Consider the following 15297-nt stretch of genomic DNA (forward strand, 5'->3'; position numbering starts at 1 on the left):
CGTCTGATCATGTGCTCCGACCAAGCGCTCCGCCGTCGCCGGTCCGCCGGGTCCGGGCTCGCGGACGGCGGGCAGGAGACGGCCTCCGAGGCCGCTGACCAGGTCGGCGGGACCGTCGCGGACCCGAGAAGTTGGAGGCCATGCGCGATCGGGCAGCCCAGCCGTCCACCGTCCACCTCGGCATGCCCGGCTTCCGCACCAGCGCTGGCCGACTCACCGCACGCCCCGACCTTGGCTGAGGGCCATCCCCGCTGCCATTTCGCACCTGTCCGGCCCAGTTGCCTCAAACGCGAGGCGGCAGTACCTCGATGATCTCGGCGATGCCGGCGACAGGTTGGGCCTCGTGCATAAAGATCACATCACCGGGCTTCAGATGCTGCCACTGCCCGGGCTGCAGGGGAGCCAGGCGAACGTCGGCTGTCTCCCCAGGACCGAGCTGCGGTCCGAACTCCACCCACAGCCTTGCGATGCTCAGCTCTCGTTCTCCGCCAGCGGTGCGATTGCCGATGTCCCACATCGGCCTGAGCCGACCATCCCCAGAAAAGGCAGTTCGACGTCCGCCCTCTTCGCCATCCATCAGGCTCAACGTTGCCCGGATAGTGCCGTGCTGGACTTCCCAGCCCCGCCACTCACACCAACGCCGGCTGCGGTCGAGCATCATCTGCCGAGCGGCTTCGGCGAGAAGCTCCCAGAAGTCCGCAGACACGGGGTGGGCATCCCCGATCTCTTCAAGCACGCCGAGCACCATCTCCCACTCCTGGCGCCTGACGTCCTCGCGAACATCCCCGACCGTCTGGCCGTTCTCAGCCACGGCGTCCTCGGGCAGGAGATCGACGGCCTGCCGAAGGAGTGTGAACGCGTCATCCATATGCTGCATTGTCTCCTCTCTCGGACGACCTGTTCATGAGAGCCCCAGCGGTTCCCGGCGGCGTGACACGCCCGGATGCTTTCGGACGCCAAGATTTCTGCCCACTGCTTTCAGCAACTCGACTGCGGTCCTGCTCACCGAGCCGTCAGCCGGGCTAGTTCGGATAAGCCTGCATCCGCTGCCCCGTCCTGCAAATCGACCCTCGCCAGTGAGAACGGCTCATCGAGATCATCCACAACCTCCGCGAACGCATCCGCGAAGCCCGCGGCAATGGCTGGCTCGGCGAGGTCGAAGGGCTCCAGGTCAGCCTCGACGCTGCCACCGCCAAGCTGCACAGCCTCAAGCGCGCCCCCGCCGACGGCCGACCACCGACCCTGCACCGCCGCCTCCGAGAGGACTGGGAAGACCTGGGGGCCTGGGCCTCTCGTGGGGTCACAAGCCAGCAGCGGTAAGGATCCGATACATCTGGGTCGGCCGCAGTACAGGGTTGGCAGCGGCGTCGTCGGCTACCTGGGGGTCCGGGTCACCCAGCAGTCGCTCCAGCAACACGTCCGTGACGTTGGGGTGACGGGCGACCCCGCGGCGCAGGAAGGGCTCGGTAGCGGCGGCGAGCTGCTGAAGGTACGGCAGGGGCAGTTCCGGGTCCTCCAGGGCGAGGTAGCGCACGTTCGAGCTTGGCTCGTCGACGAACGTGCGCAGCACGTCACGAGGGAAGTTGGGGTGGTCGACGAGCAGCGGTCGGATGTGCGATACGTCACCGTGAGCGCGGACCAGCCTTTCCAGAACCTCCGGTGGTGTGTTCGACCGACGGGCGGCAGCACGGCGAACTGCGAGTTCCGGGTCGCTGTCCAGCTGACGCCATGCCTCTTCAGGCAGGTCGTGACAGGAGGCCAGTACGCGCCGGAATGGTGTGGACTGGCAGTCCAGGTAGGACATCTGCTCATCGAGAGGCGCCTCGCGCAGCCAGTCCGGTTCGGCGAAGTTCCAGCTCAGAGCCACCTCCGCCTCGATGCTTCCGTCCGCGCGTTCGGCTTCTACGAGCGCATACAGTCGCTCCCGGGTTTCGGCGTCCACATGCCGACTCTGCGCAACCGCGACCCGCACGAGCGGGTCGTCGATGCCCAGGAGCTGGGCAACCATCTCTGCCGATAGATGAGGGTTACCGGCGACAGCCTGATAGAGCTCTTCTTCCTCGTGCCGCATGAGTTGCGCAAACTGCTCCGATGTGAGTGGGACATAGCGTGCCACGCTGGTGCGCACCGCGGGGTCGGCAAGGCAACGCTCCTTCCACTCAGGCGTGACACCCGGATTCCTGTGCTCGGTGGCGGCTGCACGGACCTGCGGATCCGGGTCAGCGAGTAGTCCCACTTGCACGGTGAGAGGCCGGTCGTACCAAGCTCGTGCGACCGCGGCACGCAGGCTCGGACTCGGCGCGCTGGCGAGCATCATCCGCGGCTGACCATAGGCTTCCTCTAGGGCTTCGATGCCGATCTGCACCTTGCGGTCAACCATGTCGCGGACAAAGTCTGTGAACGCGTTGCGGATCGCCGGATCGGGATGCTCGGCAATCCTTCGGCGCATCTCCGGGGAGATCCGGTCCCCGTGAAGGGCCACAGCGGTGTTGCAGTCGCCCTGCGTCAGCAGAGCATCGACAACGGCGTCCTCCAGCCGCCCCCGACGCTGCGATATGCCGTGTCGGCCAGCCTCGTGTGTAGCCAGACGTACCAGGACATCTTGAGGAGCCGACGGGTTCCGCCCCAACCCGGAGAGTTGGGGGTGATCAAGGCTTGTCATGCGCTCAACCTAGTCGGACCGCTGCGTGCCAGCCTTCCATCGGTCCTTAGCTTGTCCTGCCTTTCAAGCGGGTCGGATCTGATCATTCGTAGGATCAGGGAAGCCCAGGGGTTCCGGGTATGGCTGTGAGCTTGTCGTTTAACCTCGGCGCTCGATGAGACGGGCGAGTGATTCTGTGGGCCAGCAGAGCCACTGCAGGAGTGGGTCGGTGGCCACGAAGTAGTGGGCGCTGACCTAACCTCGCTCCTTGTCCAGGATTTGCGTGGCCTCATCGCGGTAGACGTAGCGGAGATAGCGGCGGCGGATCGGCGCTCCAGCCATCAGCAGCACTGGCGAGGCGACAAGGACGGCCAGCGGGACCAGGACTTTCACGACCGTGAGCTTGGCTCTCTCCTCGTAGCGCATGCGCTCAGTGTGCTGGTCCTCTGTGTTGCTCGTCAGCCTGTTCTGCGGGGTTTGGTGCCAGCCTTGTGGTGGGTGGGACGGCTGTATGCCTCGCCGGTGGCGAGGACGCGTCCCACGTCATGGCGGATCGCCGGATAGCGGTTCTTCGAGCCGAGCGGTCGACCGGGGCCAGGGTGAGAGGGTTTCGGTGCACCGGCTGGCGAGCCGGTCTTTGTGTAGAGGTTTCTGAACCCTCTGCGGACGCGGGCGGGTGTGAGCCTGTTCAGCGGAGCCGGTCTCTCCCAGGGGCGTCGGAGATCCGTGGCCAATGGACGAGCGAGCCAGAGCTGGGCATAGGCGGCGATCACCACAACGGCCCCGGGCCGGCCCCGCCTGCGGATGGGCATGAACCGCACCGTCCTGGCCAAAAGACAGCGCGACGACCTGGTCCGGCTCCTCAACCAGTGGGCCGTCCCGCGCACCCTGGTCAGCAGGTACTTGCGGAAGGCATGGGAGGACACCTTCCCCAAGCTCACCGGGAAGGCCTCCGGCGCGTGAACTTGAGCGGCCTGCACCGCCATCCCCTCGCCGCCGTGAACGGCATCGGCGCGCGCTACCCCTGGTGATCACCTGCGGGTACGCCGTCCTGGGCCACGGCCCCGTCGACCGCTCCAGCCGATGGGATACGGACACCGGATCACGCCGGCGGCGACCGACTGCGGGGGCGCGGATCACCTCCGCACTACAAGTGCCTCTGGAATATGCCGAAATTTGCTGCGGGGCGCGCCCGGCCGTCTGCATCGTGGAACCAGAGCGGCAGCACAGGCGCCGCGAGGTCGCGACGGAAGGGGAATCAGATGCTCGCGGAGCTGGAGGGGGACGGATGGCAGCGAGAGGGCTGCGAGTCCCACGTCGGGGGCGTCGGGGTACTGCTGGCGGACGGCAGCGAGCCCGGGCCCGTGTACATCGACCTGGGCAGCGGGGCCACGGTCCATTCGTCGACGGCGTGGTGGCTGTACGACGGCAGTCGCGCCCGGCCGCTCGCGGCCTCGATGAGGGGACGGTGCGCATGCGGCTGGCGCGCCACGGCGACGTACCGGATCGACTGGGAGACCGCCCCCACGGACGAGGCCGAGGACGAGGACCTGGCCGACTTCGTCTCCGGCCCGCACGGCGACTGGTCCGTCCACCTCGACGACGTCGCCGCCCGCACGGTACAGCTCCCCGACGATCTGGCCCTGCTGCTGACTTCGGCCAAGGCACGGATCGGCCAGCTCGCCGACGCCAGGGAAGCCGCGCTCGTGCTGCGGGCGGCCGGCGAGCTGGAGGAGATCATCGCCGCGCACGCCCCAGTGGCCGCCCGCGTCCTCGCCCACGAGGACCGCAGCGGCGTGATGCCCCGCACCGCCGAGGCCCTCGGCCTGACCGAGGAGGCGGCCCGGGCCCGCCTCCGCCACTACGACCTGCTCACCGGTGCGCCGAGTCAGGGGGCGGGCTGGTAGGTGACGGTGGTGCCGGAGCAGTCGGCAGCGTGGCGGGTGAGCGCGGCCACCTCGGCCTCATCCGCGGCGAGCCGCCAGCGGAGCTTCACCACGACCCAATCGGCGAGATAGGTGCACGTCGCGGAGGCGGCCGGCGGCATCCACTCGGCGGGGTCCCGGTCGGCCTTCGCCCTGTTCGTCTTCGCGGTGACCGCGACGAACGCGCGGTCGAAATCGAGGTCGTTGGCGTAGCGCTGGCGGCGCTCCGCAGTCCAGGCGGAGGCCCCAGCTGGCGGGGAGCGTCATTCGAGCCGTGCAGTATTCCTGCCTGACGCTGGTGGCTGAGCAATCCGAAGCCAGGCCGAGGCCTGCTCAGGAGTGCCGCAACGGCGTTGCGTTTCGGGGGAGTTCGACGTGTCGAACCACAAGGTGACGAGCAGGGTGCATCGCCAGCACAGGTCGCAGTGGATGCCACGCTGTCGACAGGAGTGTCGACGGCCGTGACGGTGTGCCAGGCGCTGGCCGGGGCAAGGCTCGGGGCAGAAGGAGCTCGCTGCTCTGACGGACATGTCCGGAACTGGTTGAGTCGAGGTCAAAACGTAATGAGGACACCTTGCTGCCGCCAGTAAGATCATTCTGCTTATTCTTCGCCAGCGAGAGATGCCGGGAACTACTATGAAACTGCGCAAGGCCGCCCTTCCGATCGCCGCCGTGATACCGGCCCTGCTCGTCATGTCCGCATGCAGCGGAGAATCCTCGGATTCCGAATCCAAGAAGCCGAATGTGAGCGCGAAGGGCCAGCAGAGCGCCGAGGAGAAAGAGGCTGCTGAGGCGAAGCGCCTAGGGGCGTTCGACGGAAAGGCCCTTGAAAAGGCCGCCATCATCGGGAAGACTGACGGCTTCGACGCCAAGAAGATCGCCAAGGCGGAGGTCGAGGCCGGGCGTGGCATGGAATCCGACAAGAAGGCCTGCCAGCCGCTCGCCAGTCTCATCGGCGGCTTCACGCACATCCCCGCCGTGAGCACGGTCCATCGCTCCCTCCAGCCCGGCGAGGCGAGCAACGCAACCGTCGGCTCCATGTGGCTCGCCTCACACTCGGAGGCGAACGCCACCCAGGTCATGAGGGACCTCCGTACCGCTGTCACCGAGTGCCCCAAGGGCTTCAAGACGCTTGGCCTAACCTATGGCAAGGTCGAGAACCTTCCGGCGCCGAAGTTGGGCGACGAGGCCGTCGCGTACCGGATCACCGGCGACATCGGAAAGCAGAAGGTCCCCATGACGTACACCGTCGTCCGCGACGGCGGCGTGATCGCCGCGTTCTACGGCGTGAACATGTTGGACGCCAAGAAGGCGGCGATCCCGGAAGCGGTGGTGAAGGCCCAGCTCGACCGGCTCTGAGCGGGAACGCGAAACGAAGGGGCCTCCCCGGTGGCAGCGCACCGGGGAGGCCCCTTCACCTTCACTCAGCCGACGTGCCCCGATTCGAACGGGAACTCCGGCGGCCAGGGCTTGCTCGCGTCGTACAACGACGTCCGGTCGCCCATCAGCTCGTACTCCGCCTCCCGCCATGACGGGTGAGCCCCGACGACGAAGCTGCCGCCGTCTCGCTCCAGCATCCAGGTGTAGGCGGCGTCCTCCGCCGGAATGCCGTGCCGTTCGCCGAGCACGGCGAACTCGGCGGCGGTCGCCTGCCGAATGTGGAGACCGTTCTCGTAGAAGGGCTTGAGGAACATCAGTTCCACATGTCCGATGTAGACCTCGATCCTAGTTGTGGTCCGGTCCTCAAATAGGGCCTCACTGGTCAGAAAGAGCTGGCGGTGTGAGGGATTGAACCCGCTCACCCTGAAGAGTCGCCCTTCCCTGACGAAATCTGTCATGTTCTCCGTCTCCTCAGAATTCCTCGGGCACAAGCGAGCCGTTGGGGTAGGTGAAGCGGCTGGGGTAGACACGCTCGTACATCTTCTTTTCGGGGTTATACATGTGCCATTCGATGGACTTCCAGGTGCGCTGCTCCCGCCGGACGGCTGTACGGAGCTTGATCATCTCCCATGCGGTTCCGTGGCCTGAGGACTGGATCACATTCCAGGAGCTGTTCTGGATCGTCTCTCCTCGCGCCAGGAGCATGCTCAATGCCTCGTCGGCGTTCCTGGCGCCCTCGACACCGTCCAGGGACACCGAGATCTTGACGTTGGGGTTGGCCACCGCTCGCTCGACGCCCACCGTCCACAGGGCGCGTTCACCCATGCCCATGCTCGCTGGCAGTTCGGTACCGAACATCTTGTTGTTGAAGGTGTCTCCGTCGATGGCCTTGGCCAGGTTGTCTGAGCCGGGCCTGTTCGGGCCGCCGTTGACTCCTAGGACAATGTGGTCGCCATCCTTCACGATGTCGTGGAGGATCTCGGCGCACTTCTTGACGATGGGGTCGGAGTCGGCCGCCGCGAGCTTGAAGGTCGCGATGTTCGCCGTCTCGCACGCCTCGCCAGCCATCCGGAGGATCCGGCTGGCGATGCCCTGGACAGCGGCCTCGGTCAGGCCGATGGTACGGAGCACCATGAAGGCGTCCCCGAACCCAACGCCCGTCTTGAGGGCGGCGTCCAACGCCGTCACCGCGGCCTTCGCCGACCTGAAGACCGCGCCCGCGACGAACCAGCTGGCTGCCCAGGCGCAGTCGCCCCAGCTGCCGCCCGACAGGCCCGGCGTGATGAGCTTGGCGCAGCCGATGAAGTCGCCAAGCAGGATGTCGACCGGATTGATGCCCTCGTTGAACTCGGCCATCGTCAGCGTGTACGACATCCGCTCGGTCTTGGCCTCCGAGACCTCGAGGCCGAGGTAAACCGTGTCCGCGCTCGGGCACGCCCCTGAGTAGGACTCCGGCGACGCCATGCACATGAACAGGTCGACGTGCGACTTGAACGTGACGTCGGCCGTGACCGTGCAGTCGCCGATGTGGACAATCGGGTTGCAGTTGTCCTTGACGACATTCTTCGGTTCGCCGATGTATTCGATGTGGTCGAGGACCGCCCACACTCCGCCGATCCCGGTGGTGACGCCCAGAGAGATCTGCTCGTTGTTGCCGCTGCTCTCCGTTCGGTCCGCGGCAGCCTGGGCCTTCTCCGCTGCCTCTCTCGCTCCGGCGGCAGCTTCCTCCGCCGTTGCCGCGTCGGTCTCTGCCTGGATGGCGGCGGCACGAGCCGAGGAGGCGTCGGTCTCTGCCTGGGTGGCGGCGGCACGAGCCGAGGAAGCATCCTTCTCCGCCTCGGTGGCGGCCGCCTCCGCGGCAATCGCGTCCTGCTCGGCGTCGGTCGCTGCCCATGACGACGCCATGGCGTCGTTGCCAGCAGACTGGGCGTATCCGTCAGCCCGGTTCGCTGACGCCTGCGCTTCCTTGGCGTCCTTCGCGGCCTGGGTGGCCGAGGCCTGGGCCCGCTGGTACGCGTTGGCGGCACGGACCGCATCGGTCGCCGCTGCCGCAGAGGCCTGCGCTGCGGCCTTCATGTCCGCTGCGGCCTGTTCGGCGAGGGCTTTCGCCTCGGTGGAGAAGGCCTGGGCCATGTTCGCGGTGGCGGCTGCTGCCGCTGCCTGTTGCTGTGAGATCGTCAGGAACTGCTGTCCCGTCAGCACCGCGAACGCTGCGGAGCTGTCGGTCTCCTGGTACGGGCCGCCGAGGGCGATCGCCTCGTTGGCCGGGCTGATGACCGCCTTCGCGGAGTCACGGGCCGCTAGCGAGGCCTGCACGGCCGCGAGGGCCTTGCCAGCGGTGGTCGCCGCCCACGCCGCGGTCTGCAGTGCCTCACTGCGGGCCGCCGCCGCCTCCGTTTTGGCGGTCTTGGCCGCCGCAGTGGCCTTCTCGGACTGCTCCTTGGCGCCCTTGGCGTCGGCCGCCGCCGCCTGTGAGGCGTCGATGGCCTCGGCCGCCGCTGCGTGTGCCGCTGCCGCGGAACCTGCCGCGACCATGTACGAGGACCAGGCACTGTCGGAAGCGGCCTTGGCGCGGGACGCGGAGCCCTGAGCCTTGGTGGCCGCGTCACGGGCGTTGACGGCCGCGGTCGTCGCCGCGGTCGCCGACGCGCGCGCGTTGGTGGCCGCCGTGGTCGCCGTGTTGGCGGCAGCACGGGCGTTGGTGGCGGCAGTGCGGGCGGCCTCGGCCGCGTCCGTACCGTCAACGGCCGCGGCGTGGGCCTCCAGGGCCGCTGCCTTGGCGCTCAGCGAGTCCCGTCGCTGTTCGGCCTCAAGGGCCTTGTCGCGGGCTGCGACAGCGTCGCGTTCCGACTGCTCGGCGACGGTCTTTTTGGACGAGGCCATGGATCCTGCGGCCTCTGCCGACGTGCGGGCCTCGCTGGCGATCCGGCCCTGGGCGACGGCGTCGGCTTCGTGTCCCTTCGCCTTGTCCCGCTCGCGCTCGGCGGTGGCCCGGTAGGCCGCCGCGTTGGCGCGTTCCAGCTCGGCCACGGCGCGCTGCGACTGCGCGTTCGCCGCGGCCTGACGGGCCTGCTCCTCCTTCGCCAGGGCGGTTTCCTTGGCCTTCTTGGCCTTCTCTGCGTTCGCCGCGGCCGAGGCCGCGTAGGCGTCCGCGCTGTCCGCAGCGGCCTTCGCCTGGGCGGCGGCCTCCTGGGCGGCGATGCGGCGGAACTCGGTTTTCACCGCGTGCGCCTCGGTCTTCGCCAGGGCGAGGAGCGCCTCCGACGTCAACACAGTGGCATTGGCCGCGTTCAGCGCTGTCTCCGTCGCCTTCGCGGCGGCCGTGGCAGCCGCGCCGGAAGCGCGGGCGACCTGCACCGACTGCTGGGCGTACATCAGGCCCCGGCCGCGCGGCACCTCAGTGGCGTCCGCGATCGCCCAGGCCTGCTGCTGGCCGGTCACCGCGCGCTGCGAGGCAGCGGTGGCCAGGGCGGCCTGCTCTTTGGCCTTGGTGCTCAGCGCCTGGATCCTGCCCCGGGCGTTCGCCAGGTCCGTCTTCGCCTTGTCGAAGAGGGCCTGCTTCGGCTTGGCGGGGTGGTCCGGGTCGCCTTCGAGTAGGTCGTGCCAGTACTTCTGCCAGCGCAGGATCTGGTCTGCGCGCCACGCCTGGCCGATGGCCTCGACCATGTGGTCGGCGGTGGCCCGGGTCGCTGCGGCGGCGTCGGCCTCCGCCTGCATGATGACCGCGCGCGGGGCGGTCTGACCGGCATACTCCGCCTCCCACTCGGCCGAGGCCTGGGAAACGGCCTCGCTCAGGGCGTTGCGCGGGTCCACCGGATCGCTGTGGTTGCACGTGGCCCACGCCTGCTTGAGGTTCTCGACCTCGATGCGAAACTCGGGGGTGCCTTCGGCTATCTTCTTGTCGAGGAAGCCGCCGTGCCGCAGGTAAGTGGCGATGTCGGCGGAAGTGGTACCACCCGAGTACCGGGTTTCGCTCACGTACTGGAACATGAAGTCGGCGGCGAAGTCGTCCCAGCTGTCCTTGCCGCGGTTCTGCTCGGTGAGCTGCCGGGCCTTAGCTATCGACTCGGCGCTGGCGTTGGTGTGCGCGTCCCAGCCGAGGCGGTGGGAGAGCTTGGCCTGCGTGGCGAGGGTGAAGCCAAGAACGTCCGCGCTGAACTTCGGTGCGTGCAGATCCAGCCCGCCTCCCAGCGAGCTCATCGCGTATGGCCGGTTGGCGTCCTCCAGGAGAGCTTTGCGGGCTGCGGCCGCGTCCATGTAGGCGTAGCCTGCATCCTCATCAAGGTCACGGGCCTGGCCCAGGGGCATGAAGCCGATCCAGCCGACGTCGCCTATGACGGCGTTCAGTTGGCCGTTGGTGCCAGTCAGGCCCTCTATGGCCTTGGCCTTCATCTTCGCGCCGCCCGCGTGCAGGGCGACCCCCGCGAGGCACCGGTTGAGGCGCGGGGTGGAGCGGACGTCACGGATGACAGCGGTCAGCTCGTTGAGCCGGCGCAGCGCGTTGTCGGCATCGACAAAGATCTGCCGGATACCGTCGGCGACCTTCTCGATTGCCAGCGCGAGCGCGGGCATACGGCCCACGATCACAGCGGACGACGGGATATCGACCAGTTCCCAGAGGCAGTCCTCGATGTCATAGCCAGCCAGGCATCCCTTGACCTTGGCGGCGTCGAGTTGTTCGAAGAGGATCTGCCCGCCGTTCGCGGTGGCCCACTCGACGACGTTCACGGAGACGGCCGCAAGGCCCTTCCTGTAGTCGTCGACGCAGGTCTGACCACAGGCATCGAGCAGGATCTGCTCCTCACGCTGACCGAGCACCGGCCAGTTGGAGGCACCGCCCTTGATGGGCGTGACGCCCTCGGTGAGTGCCTCCTCGTGCGCGGCCTCGTTCTTCTCCCGCTGCTCCTGCTCAGCCTTCTTTGCGGCCGCCTCTGCGGCGGAGCTGTTACCCTCTGCGTCGCTGGCCTTCGACTCGGCGTCCTTGGCCTCCTTCTCTGCCTCGGCCGCTCTACGCGCGGCCTCCTCGGCAGCCTCAGAGGACCGGCCGGCCTTCTCATTCGCCTCTGAGGCATGCCGCTCGGCGGCCGTAGCCTCACGGTCCGCCTCGGAGGCGATGCTCCCCACCTCGTCCGCGGTGAGACGCGCGCCCACGGCATCGTCCTCGGCCTGCTGGGAGTGGCCGACAGCTGCGTCGGAGGCTGCCTTCGCATCCTTCTCAGCATTGGCCGCGTCGGCGGCGGCTACCTGGGCGCGGGTGACTGCCTCCACGGCGCGCACCGAGTCACTAGCTGCACGGGCGGCTGCCTCGGCGGCGAGCTTCGCGGCGCCTGTAGCCTGCGAGGCGGCTTCCTCAGCCACCCCTGCGGCGGCGACGGCCTCGGCTGCCTTGGCCTCGGAGGCGGCCGCTTGCTGCTCAGCGATCGTCTTCGACGACTGACCGACAAGCACGGCGAAAGCTGCCGAACTGTCCGTCTCACGGTACGGGCTGCCCGCTGCAACGGCTTCGCTGGAGGCGGCGATCGCTGCCTTCGAAGCGTCACGAGCCGCGAGCGAGGCCTGCCCCGCTGCGTAGGCACGCCCCACGACCGTCGCGGCAGACTTCACCGCCTCGGCAGCGCTCGTACCGGCGGCTACGGCCTCCTGCCCGGCCTTCTTGGCGAGTTCAGTGGCGTTCTCCGAGGCCGTGGCCGCGTTGTCCGCACGGATTGCGGCATCCTGTGAGGCATCCAGCGCGACGGCCGCTGCGGCGTGCGCCGTGGAAGCCGCGCCCAGGGAAGTCCAGTATGCCGACCAGGCGGCACTTGCGTTGGCCTGAGCCCGCTCGGCGGCACCCTCCGCCGTGGTGGCGGAGGTCCGCGCGGCAACGGCAGAGGTGGTTGCCTGGTCAGCGGCAGTCTGCGCGGTGGTCGCTGCCTGGACGGCCTGGCTCGCCGCCGTACGGGCGGTGATGGCAGCCGTACGAGTCTCGGCGGCTGCGGCACTGCCTTCGGCTGCGGTAGCTGCGGCTTCGAGAGCGGCGGCACGGGCTGCGGCGGCCTGCTTCGCCCGAAGAGCCGCGATCGCCTTCTCACGGGCAGCCTGCGCGGACTCCGCCCTCTCGTCGGCGACTTTCCGCTTCGCCGTCGCATCGGCTGTCGCCGATCCCGCAGCCGTGTCCGCAGACTTCGCCGTCACCTGCTGCGTCGTGGCCCGAACCTCAGCGTCCTTAGCCTTGGTCCGCTCAGTGGCAGCCTTGGCCCGAGAGGCGACAGCGGTGGCCTGCTCAGCCTGCGCCTTCGCCCGCTCGGAAGCGGACGTCTCGGCGGCCACCTTGGCCTTGTCCCGCTTCTGCTCGGCGGTTGCACGCGCGGACTTCGCGGTCGCAGCGCTGTCCGCGGCGGCAGTGGCGTTCGCCTCGGCACTGTCCGAGGCGGCCTTCGCCTGAGCGGCAGCCTCTTCTGCGGCGACCCGACGGAACTCCGTGCTGATCGCGTGCGACTCCGTCTGCGCCTTCGCGAGCAACGCGTCTGCATCGGCGATCGTCGCGTCCGCGGCGCTCCGGGCCGTCTCGGTCGCCTTCGCGGCGGCCTCGGCGGCGGCTGCAGAGGCGCGGGCCACCTGGACCGACTGCTGCGCGTACATCAGACCCCGTCCGCGCGGCACGTGGGTTTGGTCGGCGATGGCCCAGGCTGCCCGCTGTGCGGCTGCGGCCTTCTGCGCTGCTGTAGCAGCTTTGGCGGCATGTGCCTTGGCCGAGACGACCCGAGTGGTCGTGTTGGTGCGGGCCTGGGCCAGGTCGGCCGTGGCCTTGTCGTACAACGCCTGGTCGGGCTGATCGGGGTGCTCAGGCCAACCGGCAAGAGCGTCCACCCAGTACTTGCGCCAGGTCAGGATCTGCTCGGCGAGCCACGCTTGCCGGATGGCCTCGACCATGTCGGTGGTGGCTGCGTGGGTCGCCGCAGCAGCGTCCGCCTCGGCCTGGATGATCGTGGCACGTTGGGTGGCCTGCCCGGCATACTCCAGTTCCCACTCGACCATTGCGCTCATCACTGGGGTGTTGAGCATGCGCCGCGGGTCGACCGGGTTCTGCCAGTCACAGCCGGCCCAGGCTTGCTTGAGGTCCTCGACCTCGACCCGGTACTCGGCGGAGTCCTTCACCGGTTCTTTGGTAGCGAAACCGCCCCGCCGCAGGTAGGTCGCGATGTCGCTGGATGTGGTTCCGCCCGAGGAGTTCCAGTCGACGTCCCACAGCATCTGGGTCGCGGCGAAGTCGTGCCAGGTGTCCTTTCCTCTGAGCTCGTCGGAAATCGTCTTGACCCGGGCTACTGCTTCCGCGCTGGCCTTGCTGTGTCCGTCCCACCCGAGCGGGGAAGCCAGCCGGACCTGCGCGATCGCGGTGAAGTAGTTCACGTCCGCGCCGAACACGGGCGCGTGCCACTCCATGGCATCGCTGTCCCACGCGGATTCGACATAGGGTTTGTTGGCCGCGTCGAGTTCTGTTTTGCGCTGCATGATGGCATTGCTGTAGGCGGTCGCCGCCTCAGAATCGGCGCTACTGGACTGCCCCAGGGGGCCGGAACCGATCCAGCCGACACTGCCGACGATCTCGCGGAGCTGCGCGCCGGTGCCGGTCAGGCCCTCGATGGCTTTGGCCTTCATCGCGGGACCGCCTACATGCAGCGCGACCCCGGTGAGACAGCGGTCGCGCCGCACGTCCTCGCCGATACTGTTCCGGATGAGCCCGGTGTCCTCCTCGGGCACCGGGTCGGCGAAGGCCGGAGTAGCCTGGATCACGCTTGCGAGTACGGCGGCGGCGGTAACGAGCGCCGTCGTACTGGTGGCCTTGGTGACAGTCGACCGTATGCGACGTCGGCGTCTGCCGACGTCTCTGAACAATGACATGGTGTGCCTGACAATCTGTCGATTCTTCGACAGCGTCATCCATGGGCATGCCAAACTGGACGGCTCGCCCGCAGCCCCCTGCCTCGTATGGCATCCATCAGCGTGGCCGCCCCCATGAACCAGCGCCGCCGCTTACCCTCCGACGATGTCACGCAACACTCCGCAAGTGAAGATCAATAATCTTCACCAACCGCACACTGGAACCCACAGCGGACAAAGCCATCTGCGAGTTGATCATCTTGTTACCTGGCGTAGAACACGTAGGAGGTGATCGGTTGTCAGAGGCAGCCGTCTCGTATCGCGAGAAGCTCCGGCACTTCCCGACCAGCGAGCTCGTGCACGGTAAGTGGTGTGGCGTCGAAGGCTTTGGTGGGCCTCGTGCTCATCCCTGGCGTCGTGGGTTCAGGTCTGCGGTCTGCTGGTGGGAGAGCAGGCTGGCGACGGTCTGAACCATGTCGCTGATGTGGTCGCGGCGGCCGAGGTGGCGGGCCAGGGCCCGCCAGTTTTTCAGGTGGGCGATGCCGTGCTCGACCCGGATACGGCGTGAGGAGTGTGCCTTGCGCTGTCGCTCATGCATCTCCTCGTACCTGTCGGGGGCGTTCTTCTTGAACTTGCGGTGCGGTGGTGTCACCACGCGTCCACCGGTCTGTGCTCCGAGGCCCTGGTAGCCGGCGTCGGCGAGGATCTCGACCGCTGGGCCGTCGGCCAGGAGCTTGACCAGCCCTAATTGCCGGGCGTGGGTGATGTCCGCGCAGCTGCCTGGTGTGGCCGGGCTGCTGAACAGCATCCTTCCGTTCTGGTCGGTGAGGACCATGGCCTTGACGGCGTTCTGCTTGTTCTTGCCGGAGATGAACTTGTCCCGGTCCTTGCGTCCGGCGGCCGGGCGGCGGACCCGGATCTCGGTGCCGTCGATGATGCCGGTCTGCCCGCAGGAGCCGAGGTGGTCGATCACTTCGGCCAGGGTCCGCAGCCGGACGCCAGGGCTGGTCGTGCAGCCCCGCTCGGCGAGCAACGGCCGTACCTCACCGATGGCCCGGGTGATGGTGGAACGGTCGACATCGACCAGCAGGCCAGTACGTCATGGGTGACTCCGTGACGGAGATGGATGAGCGTGGCCAGGAGCCGGTCTACGAACACCAGCCGGTGCTTCGCGCCAGCACCCACCCCCCGCTTCCGCGGCCGAGAGGTCAGCTTGGCCTGGTGACGCTCATGCCACAACGGGCCCAGCTCCGCAACGAGTTCAGCGATCACATTGGCCGACAGGCCCGTGATGCGACGGCTGCTGACGATCGCTGCACGAGTCACGGTCCCGACCACCCATCCATGATCGACCATCCGTGGTTCGACGCCTCACCGCTTACCGTGCACGAGCTCGCTAAGGCCTGTCTGATAAATGATCACCTGGCCGGTTCGCGGAGCCAGAGCATCAGGGAGGCCAGGACGACTCCGGCACGGTAGCGGTTGGCGAGC

12 protein-coding genes and 1 pseudogene are annotated in these 15297 nt (G+C 68.0%); 3 read left to right on the plus strand and 10 right to left on the minus strand.

What is annotated here, in order from left to right; all coding sequences use genetic code 11:
• Positions 1-283: 283 nt before the first annotated feature.
• From ACIRQY_RS35200 to ACIRQY_RS35220, 5 genes and pseudogenes are all read right to left on the minus strand, one after another.
• Positions 284-868 carry a hypothetical protein gene (locus ACIRQY_RS35200; RefSeq protein WP_403932812.1) on the minus strand — a complete coding sequence of 195 codons (585 nt, stop codon included), beginning with the start codon at positions 866-868 and terminating at the stop codon, positions 284-286.
• 134 nt (positions 869-1002) lie between these two features.
• The gene (locus ACIRQY_RS35205) at positions 1003-1203 is read right to left on the minus strand and encodes a hypothetical protein (RefSeq protein WP_403932815.1); all 201 of its coding nucleotides are present in this window, start codon (positions 1201-1203) and stop codon (positions 1003-1005) included.
• A gap of 97 nt (positions 1204-1300) precedes the next feature.
• Positions 1301-2662, minus strand: a complete 1362-nt coding sequence (locus ACIRQY_RS35210) for a hypothetical protein (protein WP_403932818.1) — start codon at positions 2660-2662, stop codon at positions 1301-1303.
• A gap of 234 nt (positions 2663-2896) precedes the next feature.
• Positions 2897-3067 (minus strand): hypothetical protein, encoded by a 171-nt coding sequence (locus ACIRQY_RS35215; protein WP_403932821.1) that lies wholly within the window; start codon positions 3065-3067, stop codon positions 2897-2899.
• Positions 3068-3099: 32 nt separating this feature from the next.
• A pseudogene (locus tag ACIRQY_RS35220) lies at positions 3100-3417 on the minus strand (transposase); the annotation flags it as partial.
• 34 nt (positions 3418-3451) lie between these two features.
• Between ACIRQY_RS35220 and ACIRQY_RS35225 the strand changes: the two are divergent.
• Positions 3452-3604, plus strand: a complete 153-nt coding sequence (locus ACIRQY_RS35225; protein ID WP_403932824.1) for a hypothetical protein — start codon at positions 3452-3454, stop codon at positions 3602-3604.
• A gap of 299 nt (positions 3605-3903) precedes the next feature.
• Positions 3904-4548 (plus strand): hypothetical protein, encoded by a 645-nt coding sequence (locus ACIRQY_RS35230; RefSeq protein WP_403932826.1) that lies wholly within the window; start codon positions 3904-3906, stop codon positions 4546-4548.
• On the opposite strand, the gene ACIRQY_RS35235 is transcribed toward ACIRQY_RS35230, so the two are convergent.
• Positions 4530-4688, minus strand: coding sequence for a hypothetical protein (locus ACIRQY_RS35235; RefSeq protein WP_403932829.1), 159 nt, complete (start codon positions 4686-4688; stop codon positions 4530-4532). The two genes, ACIRQY_RS35230 and ACIRQY_RS35235, sit on opposite strands and share 19 nt — an antisense overlap.
• Before the next feature lie 514 nt (positions 4689-5202).
• Here ACIRQY_RS35235 and ACIRQY_RS35240 point away from each other — a divergent pair.
• Positions 5203-5925: a hypothetical protein gene (locus ACIRQY_RS35240; RefSeq protein WP_403932832.1), complete on the plus strand. Its 723-nt coding sequence runs from the start codon at positions 5203-5205 to the stop codon at positions 5923-5925.
• A 65-nt stretch (positions 5926-5990) separates the two neighbouring features.
• Here ACIRQY_RS35240 and ACIRQY_RS35245 read toward each other — a convergent pair whose 3' ends face one another.
• The 4 genes from ACIRQY_RS35245 to ACIRQY_RS35260 all read right to left on the minus strand — a co-directional run bounded on the left by ACIRQY_RS35245 (position 5991) and on the right by ACIRQY_RS35260 (position 15162).
• Positions 5991-6404, minus strand: coding sequence for a hypothetical protein (locus ACIRQY_RS35245; protein WP_403932835.1), 414 nt, complete (start codon positions 6402-6404; stop codon positions 5991-5993).
• A gap of 13 nt (positions 6405-6417) precedes the next feature.
• Entirely contained in the window at positions 6418-13719 is a 7302-nt protein-coding gene (locus ACIRQY_RS35250; protein WP_403932838.1) for a polymorphic toxin type 27 domain-containing protein, read from the minus strand.
• Positions 13720-14209: 490 nt separating this feature from the next.
• A complete protein-coding gene (locus ACIRQY_RS35255; RefSeq protein WP_403932841.1) occupies positions 14210-14839 on the minus strand; it encodes a transposase family protein in 630 nt (209 codons plus the stop codon).
• Positions 14776-15162, minus strand: a complete 387-nt coding sequence (locus tag ACIRQY_RS35260) for a transposase family protein (RefSeq protein WP_403932844.1) — start codon at positions 15160-15162, stop codon at positions 14776-14778. Before ACIRQY_RS35260 ends, ACIRQY_RS35255 begins: the two co-directional genes overlap by 64 nt.
• Positions 15163-15297 lie beyond the last annotated feature (135 nt).

It is taken from the genome of Streptomyces sp. NPDC101490 (genome assembly GCF_044767145.1).
Taxonomy (GTDB): Bacteria; Actinomycetota; Actinomycetes; order Streptomycetales; family Streptomycetaceae; genus Streptomyces.